At 75.1% G+C, this 19802-nt stretch carries 14 protein-coding genes and 2 tRNA genes; 11 read left to right on the forward strand and 5 right to left on the reverse strand.

The genetic code is table 11. The annotated features are described in order from the left end of the window. The first annotated feature begins 1 nt into the window (after position 1). The 6 genes from HWY08_RS13065 to HWY08_RS13090 all read left to right on the forward strand — a co-directional run bounded on the left by HWY08_RS13065 (position 2) and on the right by HWY08_RS13090 (position 9816). Positions 2-1381 carry a dihydrolipoamide acetyltransferase family protein gene (locus HWY08_RS13065; RefSeq protein ID WP_176065871.1) on the forward strand — a complete coding sequence of 460 codons (1380 nt, stop codon included), beginning with the start codon at positions 2-4 and terminating at the stop codon, positions 1379-1381. Beyond that, a complete protein-coding gene (locus HWY08_RS13070) occupies positions 1378-2790 on the forward strand; it encodes an aspartate ammonia-lyase (protein ID WP_235969618.1) in 1413 nt (470 codons plus the stop codon). The genes HWY08_RS13065 and HWY08_RS13070 overlap by 4 nt, the downstream gene beginning before the upstream one ends. Before the next feature lie 38 nt (positions 2791-2828). Next, on the forward strand, positions 2829-4580 hold the full coding sequence (locus tag HWY08_RS13075) for a carboxypeptidase regulatory-like domain-containing protein (RefSeq protein ID WP_176065874.1): 1752 nt from the start codon (positions 2829-2831) through the stop codon (positions 4578-4580). A gap of 10 nt (positions 4581-4590) precedes the next feature. Next, positions 4591-5136, forward strand: coding sequence for a hypothetical protein (locus HWY08_RS13080; RefSeq protein WP_176065876.1), 546 nt, complete (start codon positions 4591-4593; stop codon positions 5134-5136). A gap of 83 nt (positions 5137-5219) precedes the next feature. Continuing rightward, positions 5220-7568 carry a glutamine--tRNA ligase/YqeY domain fusion protein gene (locus HWY08_RS13085; RefSeq protein WP_176065878.1) on the forward strand — a complete coding sequence of 783 codons (2349 nt, stop codon included), beginning with the start codon at positions 5220-5222 and terminating at the stop codon, positions 7566-7568. Between the two features lie 178 nt (positions 7569-7746). Then, complete coding sequence (locus tag HWY08_RS13090; RefSeq protein WP_176065879.1) at positions 7747-9816, forward strand: methyl-accepting chemotaxis protein; 2070 nt, start codon at positions 7747-7749, stop codon at positions 9814-9816. 58 nt (positions 9817-9874) lie between these two features. On the opposite strand, the gene HWY08_RS13095 is transcribed toward HWY08_RS13090, so the two are convergent. The 4 genes from HWY08_RS13095 to gltX all read right to left on the reverse strand — a co-directional run bounded on the left by HWY08_RS13095 (position 9875) and on the right by gltX (position 11986). Beyond that, positions 9875-9949 (reverse strand) — tRNA-Glu (locus HWY08_RS13095). A 60-nt stretch (positions 9950-10009) separates the two neighbouring features. Next, a tRNA-Gln gene (locus HWY08_RS13100) sits at positions 10010-10083 on the reverse strand. Between the two features lie 13 nt (positions 10084-10096). Further along, on the reverse strand, positions 10097-10342 hold the full coding sequence (locus HWY08_RS13105) for a hypothetical protein (RefSeq protein WP_235969619.1): 246 nt from the start codon (positions 10340-10342) through the stop codon (positions 10097-10099). 222 nt (positions 10343-10564) lie between these two features. Beyond that, positions 10565-11986 (reverse strand): glutamate--tRNA ligase, encoded by a 1422-nt coding sequence (gene gltX / locus HWY08_RS13110; protein WP_176065883.1) that lies wholly within the window; start codon positions 11984-11986, stop codon positions 10565-10567. 79 nt (positions 11987-12065) lie between these two features. On the opposite strand from gltX, the gene HWY08_RS13115 reads away from it, so the two are divergent. Next, the gene (locus HWY08_RS13115; RefSeq protein WP_176065885.1) at positions 12066-12596 is read left to right on the forward strand and encodes a hypothetical protein; all 531 of its coding nucleotides are present in this window, start codon (positions 12066-12068) and stop codon (positions 12594-12596) included. Then, the gene (locus HWY08_RS13120) at positions 12593-13594 is read left to right on the forward strand and encodes a zinc metalloprotease (RefSeq protein ID WP_176065888.1); all 1002 of its coding nucleotides are present in this window, start codon (positions 12593-12595) and stop codon (positions 13592-13594) included. The genes HWY08_RS13115 and HWY08_RS13120 overlap by 4 nt, the downstream gene beginning before the upstream one ends. On the opposite strand, the gene amrB is transcribed toward HWY08_RS13120, so the two are convergent. Further along, positions 13570-14364, reverse strand: a complete 795-nt coding sequence (amrB, locus tag HWY08_RS13125) for an AmmeMemoRadiSam system protein B (RefSeq protein ID WP_176065889.1) — start codon at positions 14362-14364, stop codon at positions 13570-13572. The two genes, HWY08_RS13120 and amrB, sit on opposite strands and share 25 nt — an antisense overlap. 27 nt (positions 14365-14391) lie before the next feature. Here amrB and HWY08_RS13130 point away from each other — a divergent pair, with 27 nt between their 5' ends. The 3 genes from HWY08_RS13130 to mrtX all read left to right on the forward strand — a co-directional run bounded on the left by HWY08_RS13130 (position 14392) and on the right by mrtX (position 19793). Next, positions 14392-14778 (forward strand): response regulator, encoded by a 387-nt coding sequence (locus HWY08_RS13130; RefSeq protein ID WP_176065890.1) that lies wholly within the window; start codon positions 14392-14394, stop codon positions 14776-14778. Positions 14779-15084: 306 nt separating this feature from the next. Then, complete coding sequence (locus HWY08_RS13135) at positions 15085-19011, forward strand: choice-of-anchor Z repeating domain-containing protein (RefSeq protein WP_176065891.1); 3927 nt, start codon at positions 15085-15087, stop codon at positions 19009-19011. A 14-nt stretch (positions 19012-19025) separates the two neighbouring features. Beyond that, positions 19026-19793: a myxosortase MrtX gene (gene mrtX / locus HWY08_RS13140; protein ID WP_176065892.1), complete on the forward strand. Its 768-nt coding sequence runs from the start codon at positions 19026-19028 to the stop codon at positions 19791-19793. The last annotated feature ends 9 nt before the right edge of the window (positions 19794-19802 follow it).

Below are 19802 nucleotides of genomic sequence, written 5' to 3' on the forward strand. Positions count from 1 at the left end.
CATGCCCAAGCCCATCAACATGCCGAAGCTCTCGGACGAGATGACCGAGGGCAAGCTCGCCGACTGGCTCAAGCAGGAGGGCGAGGAGGTCAAGGCGGGCGACGTCATCGCCCAGGTGGAGACCGAGAAGGCCACCCTCGACGTGGAGGCGTTCGAGTCGGGCGTGCTCCTCGGCATCGTGGTGCAGAAGGGCGAGACGGCGCCGGTCGGGACGCCCATCGCCTGGGTGGGCGCGCGCGGCGAGCAGATCCCGGCCGCGCAGCCGAAGGGCGCGCCCGACGCCGCGAAGGAGACCATCGCGGGGGGCGAGACGTCGAAGGAGTCGTCGCAGCCGGCGCGGCCTCGCGCGGACGAGCCCGAAGCGGCGGCCGTCGCGCGGACCAGGGCCGCGGCCTCGAGCACGACCGCGAGCAGGACCGCGACCGCGACCAGGACCGCGAGCCCGACTGCCGCCCCCGTCTCAGGCCCTCCACCCGCGGGCGCGGGCCAGGGGACCGGGCGCGACGGGCGCGTCATCGCCTCGCCCGCCGCGCGGAAGCTCGCGCGCGAGCGCGGGATCGACCTGGCCGCGCTCGGCGGGTCGGGGCCCGGGGGGCGGGTGGTGCTCGCCGACGTGGAGCGCGGGCCCCAGGCGCGCGCCCCGGCCGCCGCGCCCGCGAAGCGCAAGCGCGAGCTGCCGCCGAAGCGGACCCTGCGCGACGAGAGCCTGCCGCTCTCGCCCATGCGCAAGGCCATCGCCAGGAACCTCGCCGTCGCGAAGCCCGGCTCGCCGCACTTCTACCTCGAGATCTCGGCCGACATGCGGCGCGCGGTGGCGCTCCGGGAGCAGCTCAACGAGCTCGGGCAGGGGGAGATCTCGCTCAACGACCTCGTCCTCAAGGCGGCCGCCGACGCGCTCACCCGCCACCCCGAGGTGAACGCCGCCTGGGCCGGCGAGAGCATCGTCCGCCACGCCGGCGTGCACGTGGGCATGGCGGTGGCGGTCGAGGAGGGGCTCATCACCCCGGTGCTGCGCGACGCCGACCGGCTGTCGGTGTTCGAGGTGGCGCGCGCCTCGCGGGAGCTCGCCAAGCGGGCGCGCGACCGTCGGCTCAAGCCGGACGAGTACCAGGGCGGCACCTTCACCGTCTCCAACCTGGGCATGTTCGGGATCGACGCCTTCTACGCCATCATCAACCCGCCCGAGGCGGCCATCCTCTCGGTGGGGGCCTCGCAGAAGGTGCCGTGGGTGGACGAGGCGACCGGGGCGCTGGTGGCCATGGAGCGCTGCCGCTTCGGCCTCTCCGGGGACCACCGCGTCATCGACGGCGCCGCCGGCGCCCGGTTCCTGCAGACCTTCAAGGCGGTCATCGAGAGCCCCGTGCGGCTGGTGGTGCCGTGAAGCGGAAGGCGCGGGCGGCGAGGACCCGCCTCGAGCGCGACACGATGGGCGAGCTGGCCGTGCCGGCGGACGCGCTCTACGGCGCGCAGACGGCGCGCGCCCTGGAGAACTTCCCCATCTCCGGCCTCCGCCCGCACCCCGCCTTCGTGGACGCGACGGTGCGGGTGAAGCTCGCCGCGGCGCGGGTGAACGGGCGGCTGAGGCTGCTCCCCGCCCGCAAGGCCAAGGCCATCGCCGCGGCGGCCGAGGAGGTCCTGGCCGGCCGGTGGCGCGACCAGTTCGTGGTGGACGTCTACCAGGCCGGGGCCGGGACCTCCCACCACATGAACGTGAACGAGGTGCTGGCGAACCGCGCCTGCGAGCTGCTGGGCGGCCGGCGCGGCGACGCGAAGCTCGTCCACCCCAACGACGACGTCAACCTGGGGCAGTCCACCAACGACGTCGTGCCCACCGCCATGCGGCTGGCGGCGCTCGAGCTCGCGCCGCCGGTGGTGGAGGCGCTCCAGGGCCTGGCGGACACGTTCCAGCAGAAGGCGGAGGACTGGGACGGCATCGTGAAGTCCGGCCGCACGCACCTCAACGACGCGACGCCCATCCGGCTCGGCCAGGAGGTGTCGGGGTGGGCGGCTGCGCTGCGCGCCGCGGCGGCGCGGCTGCTCAACGCGCTGCCGGAGGCGGGCGCGCTCGGCATCGGCGGCACCGCGGTCGGGACCGGGCTCAACGCCGACCCGCGCTACCCGGCCCTCATGGTCGAGGAGCTCTCGAAGCTCACCGGCGCGCCGCTGGTGCTGGCGCCGAACCCGTTCTACGCCATGCAGTCCCTGGCGCCCTTCGTCGCGATCTCGGGCGCGCTGCGGGGGTCGGCGGTGGAGCTCCTCCGCCTCGGGGGCGACGTGCGGCTCCTCGGCTCGGGCCCCAACACCGGGCTCGGCGAGCTCCGGCTCCCGCCCGTCCAGCCCGGCTCCTCGATCATGCCCGGGAAGGTGAACCCCTCCATGGCCGAGATGCTGGCCATGGTGAGCTACCAGGTCATCGGCCTCGACGCGGCGGTGGCCGCGGCGGCGAGCGGCGGCCAGCTCGAGCTCAACGTCATGATGCCGCTCGTCGCCTTCGACCTGTGCCACGCGCTCGGCATCACGGCCGCCGCCGTGCGCGCCTTCGACGAGCGCTGCGCGCAGGGGCTCGAGGCGGACGAGGCGCGCTGCCGCCACTACGCCGAGCGCACGGTGAGCCTCGCCACCGCGCTCGCGCCCCGCATCGGCTACGCCGCGGCGGCCGAGATCGTGAAGGCGTCGGTCCGGACCGGCCGCTCCATCGTGGACCTGGCGGAGGAGGGGAGCGGCCTCGGCGCCGCCGAGGCGCGCCGGATCCTGGATCCCGCGAAGCTGACGCGGCCCGGGCGCGCCTGACGCGCCCCCGCCCCCCGCTCCGCGGTAGGATGCGCGCCGTGCCCGCCGGCCTCCTCCTCGTCGCCCTGCTCGCCGCCCCCGCGCCGGCCCACGCCGCGGCGCGGCCGTCCGGCACGGTGGTCGGCACGCTGCGCCACAAGGGGTGCTCCTCCGCGCCGCCGCACGCCTCGGTGACGGTGATCGGCCGCGACGCCGGCGCGCAGGCGGACGCCGAGGGGCACTTCGCGCTGGCGCTGCCGCCGGGCAGCTACTCGCTCGTCATCGCCGGGCCGGGGCTCGTCCCGGACCAGCGGGTGGACGAGGTGCAGGTGGCCGCCGGGCAGACGCACGACCTCGGCACGGTGGAGGTCTGGCCCGAGGAGCGGCCGCCCGGCTGCGCCAACGCGCCGGCACCGCCCCCCGCGCCCGACGCGCTCGTCGCCACCGCGCCCGACACCCCGGCGCTCGATCTGCCCGGCACGGCCGTCGCGCCGGCGAGCGCCGCCGGGGAGCAGATCTGGGTGAGGGGGGCCGCGGGCGGGGCGGCCGGGCAGTTCGGCCTCTCGGGCAACCCCAGCCGCGACGACGAGGACGCGCTCGGGCCGCCCAGCTTCGCCGTGGGGCCGCAGGGCGGCCTGTGGGTGCTCGACACGCTCAACGGCCGCGTGCAGCGCTTCGACGCCCACGGGCGGTTCGCCGGCAGCTTCCCGCTGCGCCGCCACGCCGGCGACGAGCCGCTCACGGAGGCGGACCTGGTCGTGGCCGACGACGGCCACGTCTTCATCTACACCGAGAACGAGCAGGCGACGCTCACCGAGCACGACGCGAGCGGGCGCACCCTGGTCGGCGGCGCGCTCCCGCCCTCGCTGCGCGGCGTCGCCCAGCTCTGCGCCGGCCGTTCGCGCCCCATCTTCCTCATGCAGAACGGCCAGGCGGTGAAGGCCGAGCTGGGGTGGGGCGGGCTGCGCGCGGAGGGGCTCTTGCCGGGCATCCCGGCCGGCGACCTGTACGCGCAGGCGGTGCGGCTCGACCGCTGGCGCGCGGCGGTGAAGCTCTCGGCGCGCGACGGCCGCGTCCGCCGCACGGTCCAGCTCCACTCGCGCGTCCCCATCACCGGGGTGCGCCTCGTCGGCGTCGACCGGCGCGGCGAGATCGTGCTGGCGGTGGACCGCGCCGAGGGGGGCGACGACGGCACCCCGCAGGCCGAGGTGCTCCTGCTGGCGCTCGACCAGCACGGCCACCTCTCGGCGGTCAACTCGGTGCCGCCCGGCGCGCGGCGGTACGAGTTCCGGGAGTTCGCGCTCGCGCCCGACGGCGCGGTCGTCCAGATGCAGTCCGACGTGGCCGAGGTGCGGTTCGTGCGCTGGCCGCTCCGGCCGCCGCCGCGCGACGCGGTGGCGGGCGAGGGGCTGGTGCGCGGCCGGGTGGTCGACCCGGGGCGCGGGATCGCCGGCGCCACGGCGATCGTGGCGCGGCTCCACCTGGCGGTGCCCATCGCGGCCGACGGCGCCTTCGAGGTGCGGCTGCCCGCCGGGAGCTGGCACCTGGCGTTCCGGCGGGCCCCCGCGCCGGGCCTCGACGCCACGCCGGTCGAGCTGCGTGTGGCGGTGGCGGCCGGCGCCACGGTGGACCTCGGGACGGTCTCGGTGGTCCCGCGGCCCAGGCCCCCCGCCCTGGCGCCCACCGTCATCATCGGCCCGCTCCCGGGCGTGCGCGAGGAGGAGCCGCCGCTCCGCCCGCCGCCGCCCGGCGCTCCCCCGGCCGCGCCCGCTGGCGCGGCCCCACCCACCCCCGCCGCCGGCGGGCGGTGAGCGAGGACCCGTGCCCGCGACGCTCCGCTACTTCATGCTGCCGGCCGACGAGCTGGCGCTGTTCCGCTTCCTGGCGCGCCACGGCCTGACGGTCTACCCGGAGCTCGTGCCGCCCGGCCTGACGCCGCCGCGCGCGGACGAGCAGCTCGTCCCGGCGCTCGACGCCCCCGCCTACTACCTCGCGGCCGAGCGCCTCGGCCCCGTCATCGCCCACCCGGTGAAGCGCGGCCCGGACCGCGGCATGCTCGTCATCGAGGAGATCCCCTCGCCCGTCTTCCACTACGAGCGCTCGCTCCTGAACGAGGAGGGCGAGCTGGTGGGCGGGCGGCTGTGGGCCGAGCTCGACGTCACCGACGACTCGAGCACGAACCAGGGGAAGCACCGCGCGCTGCGCAGCATCTTCGAGGACGTGCACGGCTGGTTCCGCAAGACCTTCCGGCGCTCGGATCCGAAGGGCTGGTGGGTGGGGCCGGCCGCGGGGCGGGCGTGGAAGAGCGAAGGGCTCCTCCTGCGCGAGCCGGGGCACAAGGGGAAGCTCGTCGACGTGTGGCGCTGAGGGGGCGGGGCGGCGCCGGCGCGATCGGCTCGACCGAGCGCCGCCGTGTTGCGGCCCCCGCCCGCCTGGGGTACACGCGATGCATGGCCGAAGCCTCCGTGGGGCCGGGGAACGCCCCCCGCCGTGAGCCCAGCTCCTCCAGCAACTTCCTGACCGACCGCGTCGAGGCCGACCTCGCCGAGGGGAAGAACGGCGGGCGCGTCGTGACGCGCTTCCCGCCGGAGCCGAACGGCTTCCTCCACATCGGCCACGCCAAGTCGATCCTGCTCAACTTCGGCCTGGCGGCGCGGTTCGGCGGCCAGACGCACCTGCGCTTCGACGACACGAACCCCACCACCGAGGACACGAGCTACGTCGAGGCCATCGAGGCCGACGTGCGCTGGCTCGGGTGCGAGTGGTCCCGGCTCACCTACGCCTCGGACTTCTTCGAGCGGATGTACGCCTGCGCCGAGCGGCTCGTCCGCGAGGGGCACGCCTACGTCGACACGCAGCCGCAGGAGGCCATCCGCGAGCAGCGCGGCGCCTTCGACCGGCCAGGCGTGGCGAGCCCGTTCCGCGAGCGCCCGGCCGAGGAGAGCCTGGACCTCCTCCGCCGGATGCGGGCGGGGGAGCTGCCCGACGGTGCCGCGGTGCTGCGGGCGCGGATCGACATGGCGCACCCCAACGTGCTCATGCGCGATCCGCTCCTGTACCGGATCCGCCACGCGCACCACCACCGGACGGGCGACCGCTGGTGCATCTACCCGATGTACGACTTCGCCCATCCGCTGGAGGACGCCTTCGAGGGCGTCACGCACTCCATCTGCACGCTCGAGTTCGAGTCGAACCGCGAGCTGTACGACTGGGTGCTGGACCACCTCGGCCCGTGGGAGCCGCGGCCGCGCCAGTACGAGTTCGCGCGCCTGGCGCTCGGCTACACGGTGCTCTCGAAGCGCAAGCTGCTCCAGCTCGTGAACGAGAAGCGCGTCTCGGGCTGGGACGACCCGCGCATGCCCACCCTGGCCGGGCTGCGCCGCCGCGGCGTCACCCCCGAGGCGCTGCGCGACTTCGCGGAGCTCATCGGGGTGGCGAAGAACAACAGCGTGGTGGACATCGGCAAGCTCGAGTTCGCCCTCCGCGCCGACCTCGAGCGCCGGGCGCCGCGCGCCATGGCGGTGCTCTCGCCGCTGCCGGTGGAGGTGACCACCTGGCCCGCCGGGCGGATCGAGGAGCTCACGCTCCCCTGGTGGCCGGGCGAGCCGGAGCGCGGGACGCGGCAGGTGCCGTTCGGCCGCGAGCTGCTCATCGAGCGCGAGGACTTCGCCGAGGACCCGCCGGCCGGCTGGAAGCGGCTCGCGCCCGGCCGCGAGGTGCGGCTCGCCGGCGGCTACGTGGTGCGGTGCGACGAGGTGGTGCGCGGCCCGGCGGGCGAGGTGAAGGCGCTCCGCGTCAGCCACGACCCCGCCTCGTTCGGCGAAGGCGCCCCTCGCCGCGGCCTCGGCGCGGTGCACTGGGTCCACGCCACGCGCTCGCTCCCGGCCCCGGTCCGGCTCTACGACCGGCTCTTCGCCGTCGCGCAGCCGGACGCCGAGCCGGACTTCCTCGCCGCGCTCAACCCGGACTCGCTGACGGTGGCGGCCGGCGCCCGCGTCGAGCCCGCCCTGGGCGAGGCGGCGCCGGGGACCCGCTGGCAGTTCCTGCGGCAGGGGTACTTCTTCGCCGACCCGGTCGACTCCCGCCCCGGGGCGCCCGCCTTCAACCGCACCCTCACGCTCAAGGACACGTGGGCGGCGCGGGCCGCCAAGCCGGCCGAGCCGCCGCCCCCGAAGCCGCGGCGCGAGGCGCCGGCCGGCGGCGGCGAGGCGGGCCCGGCGCGGCGCTCGCGGGCGGACGCCCGCGCGGAGCAGCGCGCCGCCACGCCGGAGCTGGCCGACCGGTTCGCGCGCTACCGCGGCCTGGGCCTCTCCGAGGAGGACGCCGACGTCCTCACCGCCGACCTGGCCACCGCCGGCTACTTCGACGCGGCGCTCGCCGCCCACCCGCGCGCCGCGAGCGTGGCGCGCTGGCTCACGAACGACCTGCTCGGGCTGGCGCAGGGCCGCGAGCTCGCGGCGCTCCCGCTCGACGGGGCCGCCTTCGGCCGGTTCGTCGCGCTCGTCGACGCGGGGCGCCTGCCCGCCGCCGCCGCCAAGGCGCTGCTCGCCGACCTGGTCGCGCGCGGCGGTGAGCCGGCGGCGCGCATGACGGAGCTGGGCCTCGAGCGCATCGACGACCGCGGCGCGGTCGCGGCGGCGGTCGAGCGCGCGCTGGCGGCGCGCGCGGCCGAGGTGGAGCGGTACCGGGCCGGCGAGAAGAAGCTCTTCGGCTTCCTGCTCGGCGCCGCGATGCGCGAGACGCAGGGCTCGGCCGACCCCGCGCTGGTGCGGTCGGTGCTGCAGGAGCAGCTCGGGTAGCGCGCGGGCCGTCCCTGCGGGTCGAGAGCGACCCCCTGCGCCTGACCCGGCGCGGGGGAGACTCGCGAGCCGCCGGGCGGAGGGCTCCCCTGAATGGCCGAATTACGCGCCGGAGGCGCTGGCACGGCTGGCGCAGGGGGTGTGGCGAGCTGCCACTTGCCGCGAGGACCCTCCGCCCATGCTCTCGTCCCTGAAGATCGCCCACAAGGTGCTGGCCAGCTTCGGCGCCGCGCTCGCGCTCACCGCGCTCGCCGGCGGGGTGGCCTACACCGCCATGAGCCGGGTGAGCCAGAAGCTCGATCGCAGCGCCGGGGTGACCGTCCCGAGCCTGGTGGCGCTGGGCGAGTGCGCCGACGCGCACGACCGCGCCATGCGCGGCCTGGGCTGCCAGCTCGTGACCGGGACCTCCCAGGAGACCCGGCTGGCGTGCCGCCAGCTGGCCCAGGAGTCGTTCCGCGCCATCGACGAGGCGATGGCCCGCTGGCTCGAGATCCCGCACAGCCAGGAGGTGCTGCAGCTGCAGGGCGCCTGGAAGCCGCTCTACGCCGGGTGGCGCGCCCACACCGACAAGCTGAGCGAGCGCCTGGAGGCGCGCGACCGCCTCGCCCGCGACGACCGGTACGACGAGGCGCGCGACGCGGAGCTCCAGGCCTCCCGGGAGTTCCAGCTCGCGACCGAGGCGCTCGTGTCGGCCGAGGCGCCGCTGCGGGAGATCGTCCACATCACCCGCCGGCACGCGTCGGAGGATCGCTCGGCGGGGGGGGCCGCCAGCGCCGCGGCCGGGGTCATGCTGCTGGCGGGGTTCCTCGCCACCGCCGGGCTCATGGCGCTCCTCGGCTGGCTGCTCGCCCGGAGCCTCGGCCACACCGTCGCCGCGCTCGACGCCGAGGCGCAGACCGTCCGCGACGCGGTGGAGGCCGGGGCGCTCGACGTCCGCGGCGACGAGGCGAAGGTCACGCCGGAGTTCCGGCCGATCGTGCGCGGCGTGAACGCCGTGGCGCAGACCTTCACCCGGCGCTTCCGGATCATCAGCGACTACATGGACAAGCTCTCGCACGGCGAGCTGCCGGAGCTGCTCACCGCCGAGGTCCGCGGCGAGTACGTCGTCACCCGGGACGCGATCAACCGCTGCGTCACCGCGGTGCAGCGGCTGGTGGCGGACATGGAGGCGCTCACGAACGCCTCGCTGGAGGGGCGGCTCGCGACGCGGGCGGACCCGGGGCGCCACGAGGGCGACTACCGGCGCGTGGTGGCCGGGGTGAACGCCACGCTGGAGGCGGTGCTGGCGCCCATCCAGGAGGCCTCGCGCGTGCTGGCGCGGCTCGCCGAGCGCGACCTCACCGCGCGCGTGACCGGCAAGTACGCCGGCGAGCACGCGGCCATCCAGGAGGCCATCAACGCCAGCGCGGCGGCCCTCGAGGCTGCGCTGGCCCAGGTGGCGCGCTCGGCCCAGGACCTCTCCTCGGCCACCGAGCAGATCGCCTCCGCCAGCCAGGCGGTGGCGAGCGGCGCCTCGGAGCAGGCGAGCTCGATCGAGGAGACGTCGAGCCAGCTCGAGTCGATGACGGCCATGATCCGGACCGCGGGCGACGGCGCCGCGGCGGCTCAGGGGCTGGCCCAGTCGGCGAAGGGGCTGTCCGAGGGCGGGCAGCAGTCGATGCAGCGGATGGGCGACGCCATGGGGAAGATCCGCGCCTCCGCCGAGAGCACCTCGCAGATCATCAAGGACATCAACGAGATCGCCTTCCAGACCAACCTCCTCGCGCTCAACGCGGCCGTCGAGGCGGCGCGGGCGGGCGAGGCGGGGCGGGGCTTCGCGGTGGTGGCGGAGGAGGTCCGGTCGCTCGCGCTGCGCTCGAAGGAGGCGGCCAGCAAGACCGAGGCGCTCATCCAGGAGTCGGTGGGCCACGCCGCGGAGGGCGACCGCACGGCGCGGGAGGTGGCCGAGAACCTGGGCCGCATCACCGCGGAGGTGACCAAGGTGGCGGGGATCGTGGCCGAGCTGTCGGAGGCCTCCGGCGAGCACGCGCGGGCCGTCGGGCAGGTGACCGCGGCCATGGAGCAGATGAACAAGGTCACCCAGCAGAACGCCGCCAGCTCGGAGGAGTCCTCCTCGGCGTCGTCCGAGCTCGCCGCGCAGGCGCAGGAGCTGTCGGGCCTGGTGGCCACGTTCCGGCTCGCGGCCGGCGAGGAGCCCGCCGCCTCGTTCGCGCCGCGGCCGGCCGCCCGGCCCGCCGCGCGCGCCTAGCGCCGGCGGCGCGGGCAAAGAAAAACCCCGCCACTCGGACGAAGTGGCGGGGCGGAGATGGTGACCCCTACGGGACTTGAACCCATGTCTTCGACGTGAGAGGCCGACGTCCTAACCACTAGACTAAGGGGCCACGAAACTGCTGCTGATCTACCGGCGGCCGGTGCTGGAGTCAACGGCCGCGCTACGAAATTGGCTGGGGGACAAGGACTCGAACCTTGATAGCCAGATCCAGAGACTGGCGTCCTGCCGTTAGACGATCCCCCAAGGATCCACCGGCTCAGCGCCGGCTCTTCTTCTCCTTCGGCGAGACCAGCACGAACACCCGCGTCTCGCCGTTCAGCTCGTAGACGTTGAGACCTTCCCAGCCGCCCGGCTTCGACTCCGGGTTCACGATGTGGACCGCCTTCACGCCCGGCTGGTTGACGATCGCCTTCCGGGGATAACGCCCGGGAGGATAGACCGCCTTGTAGAACTTGAGCGTCTCCTCGTAGCTCTTCTCGACCCGGTACCGGTTGGCTTCCACCGGCCGGGCCTCGTCGGGGAGGGCGGCACCCGCCACCCGCTCCGCACGAGCCGCCGCGGCCGCCGTCAGGCAAACCGCAGCAAGCGCGGCCTTATAGCGAGAGGGTACCCGCACGTCAAGCCTCTGCTTACCGGGCGTTCGGCCCGGCGTCAACGGCGCGCGCCGGGCCGGCGCCGCGGGGGTCGGGCGCCCGGCGCGCGCGGGGGCGAGGCGAGGGGCCGCTCACCCGATCACCTTCGCCGCCGCGTCGAGCCGCGCCAGGGTCTCGTCGCGCCCCAGGATCTGCACCACGTCGTAGATGCCGGGCGAGGCGGTGCCGCCGGTCAGGGCCACCCGGACCGGCTGCGCCACCTTGCCGACCGAAAGCCCGCGCGCGGCGGCGGTGTCCTGGAAGAGCTTCTCCAGCGCCGCGGTCTCGAGCGCCGGGAGCCCCGCCACGCCGTCGCGGATGGCCTGCAGGGTGGGCCGGGCGTCGGGGGTCAGGAACTTGTCCTTCGCCTTCGGGTCGAGCTGGATGGGCGCATAGAAGTAGCGGAACTGCTGCACCATCTCGCCGAAGGTCTTGGCGCGCTCGCGCGCGACGTCGGCCACGTGGCGCAGCTTCTCGCCGTCCTCCGCCGGGAGCCCGGCGGCGCGGAAGTAGGGGACCGCCCGCCGCGCCACCTCGTCGCGGGGGAGCTTGCGCATCCACTCGTGGTTCACCCAGGTCATCTTCTCGGGGTTGAACACGCCGGCGGTCGCGCCCACGTCCTTGAAGTCGAAGTGCTGGACCAGCTCGTCCAGCGTGAAGATCTCCTGGTCGCCGTGCGACCAGCCGAGGCGGGCCAGGTAGTTCACCACCGCGTGCGGGAGGTAGCCCATGTCGCGGTAGGCGGTGACGCTGGTGGCGCCGTGGCGCTTCGAGAGCCGGGTCTTGTCCGCCCCCAGGATCATCGGCAGGTGCGCGAAGACCGGCACCGGGACCCCCAGCGCCTCGTACATGAGGATCTGGCGGGCGGTGTTGTTGACGTGGTCGTCGCCGCGCGCGACGAGCGAGATCTTCATCTCGATGTCGTCGACGAGCGCGCCGAAGTTGTAGAGGGGCACGCCGTCGCCGCGGAGGATGACCTCGTCCTGCAGGGTGTCGTGCGGGGTGGTGATGGGGCCCTTCACCAGGTCGTGGTAGGTGGTCGCGCCGGTCTCCGGCATCCGGAACCGGATGACGTGCGGCCGCGAGGGGTCGTACGGCTTCTCGCGGCAGGTGCCGGGGTACTTGAACTGGCGCTTCTCGGCCTCGGCGCGCTTGCGGCCGGCGTCGAGCTCCTCGCGCGTGCAGTAGCACGCAAAGGCCTTCCTCTCGGCGATGAGCTTCTCGGCGTAGCGCTGGTAGACCGCGAGCCGCTCGGTCTGCGAGTAGGGGGCGTACGGACCGCCCACCTCGGGGCCCTCGTCCCAGTCGAGGCCCAGCCAGCGCAGCCCGTCGAGGATGGCGTCGACCGCCTGCTGGGTCGAGCGCTCGCGGTCGGTGTCCTCGATGCGGAGGACGAAGGTGCCGCCGGTGCGGCGCGCCCAGAGCCAGTTGAAGAGCGCCGTGCGGGCGCCGCCGATGTGCAGGTATCCGGTGGGGGAGGGTGCGAAGCGCACCCGGGGCTTGTCCGTACTCATGCGCGCGGAAGCTAGCATGAAAAGCCGCGGGGGCGGCCGCGGCGCAGCGGCCGGCGTCCCCCGTTGCTAGCATGCAGCCGTGAGCAGCCGCTCCCCTGCCTTCCTGGCCCTCCTCGCCGCCCTCGGCGCCGCCCCGCGGCCTGGCGCCGCAGCCGTGGCGGTGCCCGCCTCGATCGAGGAGCTGGCCCGCGCGTCGTCAGCGGTGGTGCGCGGGCGCGTCGCGTCGGCCGCGGCCAGGTGGTCGGCGGACCACCGGCGCATCGAGACGGAGGTGGAGGTGGAGGTGGCGAGCGCCTGGCGCGGCGCGGCGGCGAGTCGAGTCGCGGTGGTGGTGCCGGGCGGCGAGGTGGACGGCCTGGGCCAGCGGGTGGACGGCGCGCCGCGGCTGGCGCCGGGCGAGGAGGTGGTGCTGTTCCTGTGGGGCGGGGGTGCGCGGCCCTACCGCGTCACCGGCCTCGCCCAGGGCAAGTTCGCGGTGAAGGGCCCGGCGGCGCGGCCCGACCTCTCCGGCCTGAGCTTCGTCCCGCGCGCCGCGCTCCGCGCGGGCGAGCGGCGCGTGGAGGAGCTGGCGCTGGACGAGCTGGAGCGGCGGGTGAGGGCGGTGCCGTGAGGCGGCGCGCGCGGCTCGGCGCCGCGGCGGTCCTCCTCCTCCTCGCCGGCGGCGGCTTCGTGCGCAGCACCACCGTGCCGGGCCACCCCGACCAGGGGAAGCCGCTCTGGTGGAAGGACCCGCGCGTCATCTACCACGTGAACGCGAGCGGGTTCCGCTCGATGCCGGGCTGCGACTCGCCCGCGGCGGCGGCCGACCTGGCGCGCCGCAGCGTCGTCGCCTGGTCGACGGCGGCGCGCGCCGGCGAGGCGGCGCCCTGCACCAGCTTCCGCTTCGTGGACGGGGGCGACACGGCGCGCGCCGAGCTCGGGTACGACGGCTCGCCGGGCGCGACCAACGTGAACCTCATCGTCTTCCGGCAGGGCCTCTGCGCTACCCTCACCTCCGACCCCGACTGCCAGGGCGGAGACCTCGGGGCGTGCATCGCGCGGCACGACTGCTGGTCGCACGACGCGGCCCTGGGCGGAGGGGGCATCCTCGCGCTCACCACGGTGACCTACCGCCTGGACTCGGGCGAGATCCTCGACGCCGACATGGAGGTGAACGGCTGGAACGGCCTGCCCGCCCCGGACCTCACCGGCTTCTACCTCACCTGCGCCGATCCCCCGGCGCCCGTCTGCGCCGATCCGGTCTTCGGCCAGGCCGGGTGCGTGGAGATCGACGTCGGGAACACCGTCACCCACGAGGCCGGGCACATGGTGGGGCTCGACCACGTGTGCGTCGCGAGCTACCCGGCGCCGTTCGACGCCTGCCCCAAGGTGCCCTCGCCGTCCGGCCCCCAGGAGCCGGTCATGGCGCCCTCGGCCGCCCCGGGCGACACGGACAAGCGCGTGCTCAAGCCCGACGACGTGGACGGGGTCTGCACGGCCTATCCCGTGTCGGCCGGCGGGTGCGGGTGCCGCAGCGGGGGCGGCGGGGGCGCGCTGGCGCTGGCGGCGGCGGGCTGGGGGCTGTGGCGGCGCGGCCGGAGGCGTCAGCGGACCACCGCGCCGGCGTAGCCGACCACGTGGGCGCGGTCGCCGGTCACGTCCCCGCTGTCCGCGTACCGGACGAGCTCGGCGCGCGCGGCGCCGAGGGCGCGCGCCGCGGCCAGCGCCACCGTCGCCGGGACGTAGCCGCACATCGAGATCTCCTCGCGCTCGACCACCTCGAAGAGGCCGCGCGCGTCGAGCGCCAGGAAGCGGTCGAGCGCGAGGGCGTCCTTCCGGCGCGCCTCCTCGGCGGACACGTAGTGGCTCATGTCCGAGGAGGCGACGAGCAGCGCCGGCCGCGCGCGCAGCGCGCCCGCCAGCGCCTCGCCCAGCGCAAGGCACGCCTCCACGGTGAGCGGGCCGAGGCACAGCGCGGCGATCGCCACCTCCGGCCGGCGCGCCTGGAGGAACGGGAGCTGGACCTCCAGCGCGTGCTCGGCCAGGTGGGCGGCGCGGTCGGGCCGCACGCCCGGGCAGCCGCGCAGCGCCGCGGTGAGCTCGGGGTCGAGCGGCACGCGGCCGAGCGGCGTGCGCCACCCGCCGTCCGGCCAGAGCGCGACCGGCTCGCCGAGCCCGGTGTGGTTGGGGCAGAGCACCACCGCGCGCTCGGGTACGGCGGTGCGCGCGTAGGTCGCCCCCGCGACGCCTCCGGAGTACAGGTAGCCCGCGTGTGGGGCGAGCACCGCCACCGCGGGCGCCGCCTCGCTCGCGTCCCCGAGCAGCGCCGCCACCTCGCGCGCCAGCTCCGCCCGGCCTCCGGGGTAGAAGCGGCCCGCCACGGCTGGTTCGCGGTCCATGCGGTCCTGGGATATAACGGCCGGCCGATGAGCAAGCGCAAGACGGTCCTCATCGTGGACGACTCGAGCGCGCTGGTGGACGCGCTCACCGCCGCCTTCGAGGACGCCGGCTACGCGGTCGGCGCGGCGATGGACGGCGAGGAGGTCTTCCGCAAGATGGCCGCGCTCGACCCGGCCGCCGTCCTCCTCGACATCTACATGCCGAAGATCAACGGCGCCGACGTGTGCCGGCTGGTGAAGGCGCACCCGCACTGGAAGAAGACGTTCCTGGTGCTGATGAGCGCGCGCATCTCCGACCGCGAGATCGACATGTACCGCCGCATCGGCGCGAACGAGATCCTGCGCAAGCCCTTCGAGCCGGAGGTCCCGCTCGAGGCGGTGCGCAAGGCGATCGGGGCGCCCGAGGCGGGCTGACGGTCTCGCAGCGTCCTCTCTTCTCCCTCGCCCCGCGGAGCGGGGAGAGGGCCGGGGAGAGGGCGAGAGGGCCGGGGAGAGGGGCCGCTCAACCCCGTCCGGCGCCGCAGAGGCCCGCGCGCTCGCGAGATCCGCAGGTGCCCGCGATGGGGCGGGCGGGCCGCCCCTCGTGTGGCGCTCCCCGCTTGCTTCACTGTCAGCCGCGCGCCCAGTTGCCACATGGGGCGGTGTGCGCTCGAAACGTACGGCGCGAGCGGGGCGTGTCCGTTGCTAACATGCGCGGGTCACACGGACGGGAGACTTGCCATGCGGCGGACCCTGATCACCACGACGCTCCTGACGGCGGCTGGGATCGCGCTCACCGGCGCGTCCACCTGCGGGCCGCAGGGGCCCGGCGCGCGCGACTTCGCGGCCGGGTCGCTCGTCATCCCGATGGACAACTGTTACCAGCACCGCGACACGTCCGCGTCGAACCAGACGGTCGGGTGCACCACCACGCGCGACGACGGCGTCTTCCGCGCGTACGGCCTCGTCTACTTCCTGCTCAAGCACAACGTCCCGGTCTACTGGGCCATCGACAACGGCAAGACCTCGGTCACCGCCGCGGACGTCACCGCGACGGCGAGCTCCGGGGTGGTGGCGCAGAAGATGAGCTGGGCGGGCGGGACCTTCGCCGACGTGGCGGGCCTCGGGTCCACCGTCAACTACATCGGCGGGCCCTTCGTCATCGACGCGACCGACGTCGCCAGCTTCAACGTCGTGTCGCTGCTCCAGAACGACCCCGACTTCGCGCGCTTCAAGAGCGAGGCGGTGGTCGACATCCACAAGGTGCAGGTGGGCTTCCACGCCAACCAGGTGCGGCCGCTCTCCGGGCCGCCGCCCAAGCTCGCCATCCTCAACATCACGGCGCCGGTGAGCGGGAAGACCTCCAGCAACGTGATGTACCAGTACGCCGTCGCCGCGGGGCTCTCCTGGCCCTGCACGGGCAACGGCGACTGCGCCGGCGGCCTCGGCCCGAGCTGCGACAAGGCGGCGGTGCTCGCGTACCTCGCCAGCCCCGGAGGCGACACCGCCATCCCCCAGGTCTGCAACGGCAGCCTGTGCGCGCCGAACTTCAACACCGGCGCGAACTCCGGGCTCATCTACGACATCCTCTGCGGCGGCGACTTCATCCCGCCGGCCGGCGGCACGTACGCCGACACGCAGCTCGCCAAGGGCAACTACAAGATGCTGTGGATCCCGCACTGGGACACCCACGGCCCGACGCCGACCGGCTCGACGGATCCGAACGTCGTCCCGCCGCTGCCGCCGGTGACCACCGGCGACACGCTCGCGTGGCAGCTCCGCTCGATCTCCTCCTTCGTCAACGCGGGCAACAACCTCTTCGTCGAGTGCCTCGGCATCCAGGCGCTCGAGGGGATCGTCGGTCAGGACAACGCCAACAGCAACCCGCTCGGCATCCCGGCCACGCGCTTCCAGTCACCGGCGGGCATGCTGAAGTGGAACGGCGCCAACTCGACGAGCTCGCTCCTCGCGCCCGCGCAGCCGAACCTCCAGGTCGGCGACTTCGCCTACAACATCGTCTCGGGCGCCATCACGACCTATTACCCGGACGCCTCGAAGCCGGTCGCGAGCGCCTACCTGCCCGGGGTCCAGCGGCTCATCACGACCCTGTCGCCCACCACCACCTCGCCGCCGGCCTGGGACGTCGGCAGCACCATCCAGGTGACGGGGACGGACGGCGCGCTGCGCGGGACGGTCGCCTACCTGGGCGGGCACGACTACTCGCCGAGCGTCAGCACCGCGCTCAGCGGCCAGACCGCCGGCACCCGCATCGTCCTCAACACCCTCTTCAACCTCGGGTTCGGCTGCTCCGACCCCAACACCACCTGCACCACCGGGCTCCTCGGCGCCTGCGCGCAGGGGGTCCTCAAGTGCGCGCCCGGGGGCGGGCTCCAGTGCGTGGGGGCGAAGGCGGGCGCGGTGGACTGCACCACGCCGGGCGCCGACGCGAACTGCAACGGCGTCCCGGACGCGAACGAGCAGGCCTGCCAGCCGGTGGCCTGCGCGGAGGGCGCGCAGCGCGAGTGCTACGACGGCCCCGCGGCGACCGACCCGGGCCCGCTCCCGGCCAAGAAGGGTCAGTGCGTCCACGGGAAGCAGACCTGCACCGGCGGCCTGTGGGGCGCCTGCGAGGGCGAGGTGACCCCGCAGCCCGAGGTGTGCAACGGCCTCGACGACGACTGCAACGGCCAGGTGGACGACGGCAACCTCTGCTCGACCGGCTTCACCTGCCAGCCGGGCGCCGGCGTCTGCCTGCCGATCACCTGCAACAACGAGAACGCGCGCTGCCCGGCCGGCTTCGAGTGCCTGACGAGCGGCGGGAGCTGCACCCCCGTGCCGTGCGGGGTGAGCAACACCGCCTGCCCCGCCGGCAAGGTGTGCCAGTCGGGGCAGTGCGTCGATCCGTGCCAGGGCCTCGCCTTCACCTGCGGCGCCGGCGCGGGCTGCTCGAACGGCCAGTGCGTGGCGGGTGGTTGCACGTCCACGCCGACGCAGTGCAGCGGCCAGGGCCAGGTGTGCGTCTCCGGCATCTGCACGACCGACCCGTGCGCGGGCCTCACCTGCCCCACCGGCACGTTCTGCCGCGTCGGGCCGGCGGTGGGCGGCGTCCACGTCGCCGACTGCGTCCGCTCCTGCAGCTACGTCGGCTGCGCGGCGGGCGAGACCTGCAGCGCCGACGGCTTCTGCGAGCCCGCCTGCTCCCCCGCCTGCGCCGCCGGGCAGGCCTGCGTGAGCGGCGCCTGCGTGACCGATCCCAAGTGCGCGACCGTGCAGTGCGGCGCGGGACAGGTCTGCAGCGGTGGGGCCTGCATCGACGACGCCTGCAAGAACGTGCACTGCAACCCGGGCACCTGCTCGGCCGGCCAGTGCGTCAACGGCGGCGTCACGACCTCCCAGACCACGCCCATCAAGCAGGCGTCGTCCGGCGGCTGCGGCACGGGCGGCGGCGGCGACCTCGCGGCGCTGGCGTTCCTCGGCGCGGTGCTCGCCACCCGCCGGCGCCGGCTCGCCCCGGCGCTGGCGGCCGCGGCGCGGCGGAGCGCGCCGCTCGCGCTGGCGCTCCTGCTCGCCGCCGGGGCCGCCTGCTCGAAGAAGGGCGGTACCGCCTCCTGCACCGCGCCCCAGACCGCCTGCGGCGCGGAGTGCGCCGACCTCCAGACGAGCGCGCTGCACTGCGGCGTGTGCGGCCACGGCTGCGCCGCCGGCTTCCAGTGCGTCACGGGCGGCTGCGTGCTGCCCACCGGCAACCCGCACCTCCTGTCCGTCACGCCCGCGACCATCGGCCGCGGCGCGGCGCCGGCCCTCAAGTTCACCTTCGACGGCCTCGACCCGGCGAGCCCGCCCCAGGCCCTCAGCGTCCGCGTGAGCGGCGCGGTCCAGACGCAGGAGCTGCCGCTCACCCTGGGCGCCGCCGGGACGGCCACGCTGCCCGCCCAGGCGATGGACCTCACCGCCGAGGCGGCCGGTACGGCGTCCCAGCCGGCCACCATCGAGGTGCGCCTGCTCAACATGCCGGGCCGGCTGGTGTCGAACCCGCTCACGGTCACGGTGGTGGACGCGCTGGTGGCCAGGACCTTGACCCCGGCGCTCGTCTCGCAGAGCCAGACGGCGCCCCAGACGCTCGACCTGCAGGGCCTCGGCTTCCTCTCCGGCGCCACGGTGGCGATGGCGCCGACCGGCTCCGTCACGCCGGTCCCGCTCTCGAACCTGACGGTCAAGGGGCCCGGCGAGCTCACCGTGGACGCGCCGGCGCCGAGCACGCTCAAGCTGGGCCGGTACGACGTGACGGTCTCGAACCCGGGCGGCGCCACCTCGAACCCGCTCGCCTTCACCGTGACGGAGGGCACGCCGGTGCTCGGGACCGTGAACGGCACGGTCGGCACCTGCGTCCAGTCGGGCGGCAGGTTCGACGGGACGGCCTCGGGCCAGTTCTTCTACCCGTCCTCGGTGGTGCACGTGACCGGCAACAGCATCACCGACTCGCCGCTCGACACGAGCTGCCTCAACGGGACCGACGCGCTCGGCCAGTGCGTCGGCGGGCAGATCCACGTGAGCGCCGACCTCACGCTCATCCAGCCGGGCAGCTACGACGCGACGGTGGTGAACCCGGGTCCGAAGCCGCTCGTCTCGAACAAGATCACGATCACCGTCAAGACGAGCTGTCCGTAGCCTAAGATGCCCGGGTGAGCCTCTCCCTCGCCCGGCGCGCGCCGGCGCGCGCCCGGCGCGAGCTCGTCCTGACCTGGGCCGCGGCCGTGGCGCTCCTCGCCGCGGCGAAGGTCGTGTCGGGCTTCGAGCCGACCGGGCTCCTCGCCGGCAACCTGGCCGGCGTGGCGGCCTTCCTCTTCATCGTGCTCCCGGAGCGGCGCCTGCGCGCGGAGGGGGAGGGGTGGTCCGACTTCGGGCTGCCCTGGAGCGGCCTCGGGAGCCGCGCGACCTGGCGCGCCTGGGGCCGGGGGCTCGCGTTCGCGCTGGCGGTCGCGGCCGTGGTCTTCCCGCTCTTCTTCGCCGGGTTCTGGGCCTACGGGCGGCTCCTGCCGCACCTGCCGCGCGGGCTCGCGGCGGTGCTCGCGCCGTACGCCCTCCCGCCCGCGCCGCACCTCCGGCTGCCGGCGCGCTTCGCGGTGCTGGCCGCGGTGCAGCTCCTGGTGGTGGCGCTGCCGGAGGAGCTCTTCTACCGCGGGTGGATGCAGACCACCTGGGCGGCCACCGCCCCGGGCCGCGGCGTGACGGTGCTGGGTGCGCGGCTCGGCGCCGGGTTCCTGGCGACGCAGGCGCTCTTCGCCCTCGGGCACCTGGTGGTGCTGCAGCCCTGGCGGCTCGCCACCTTCTTCCCCGGGCTCCTCTTCGGCTGGGTGCGCGAGCGCAGCGGGGGCCTGGCGGCGCCGGTCCTGCTGCACGCGCTGTCGAACCTGTTCATCGCGGTGCTGGAGCGGAGCTTCTATGGGTAATAGCTAGAC

Source organism: Anaeromyxobacter diazotrophicus (assembly GCF_013340205.1).
GTDB lineage: Bacteria > Myxococcota > Myxococcia > Myxococcales > Anaeromyxobacteraceae > Anaeromyxobacter_A > Anaeromyxobacter_A diazotrophicus.

What these genes read in the sequence shown, in the direction of transcription:
- HWY08_RS13085 (WP_176065878.1), top strand. Translation starts at nt 5,220, where the DNA reads ATGGCCGAAGCCTCCGTGGGGCCGGGGAACGCCCCCCGCCGTGAGCCC.
- HWY08_RS13130 (WP_176065890.1), top strand. Translation starts at nt 14,392, where the DNA reads ATGAGCAAGCGCAAGACGGTCCTCATCGTGGACGACTCGAGCGCGCTG.
- gltX (WP_176065883.1), bottom strand. Translation starts at nt 11,986, where the DNA reads ATGAGTACGGACAAGCCCCGGGTGCGCTTCGCACCCTCCCCCACCGGA.
- amrB (WP_176065889.1), bottom strand. Translation starts at nt 14,364, where the DNA reads ATGGACCGCGAACCAGCCGTGGCGGGCCGCTTCTACCCCGGAGGCCGG.
- HWY08_RS13090 (WP_176065879.1), top strand. Translation starts at nt 7,747, where the DNA reads ATGCTCTCGTCCCTGAAGATCGCCCACAAGGTGCTGGCCAGCTTCGGC.
- HWY08_RS13135 (WP_176065891.1), top strand. Translation starts at nt 15,085, where the DNA reads ATGCGGCGGACCCTGATCACCACGACGCTCCTGACGGCGGCTGGGATC.
- HWY08_RS13065 (WP_176065871.1), top strand. Translation starts at nt 2, where the DNA reads ATGCCCAAGCCCATCAACATGCCGAAGCTCTCGGACGAGATGACCGAG.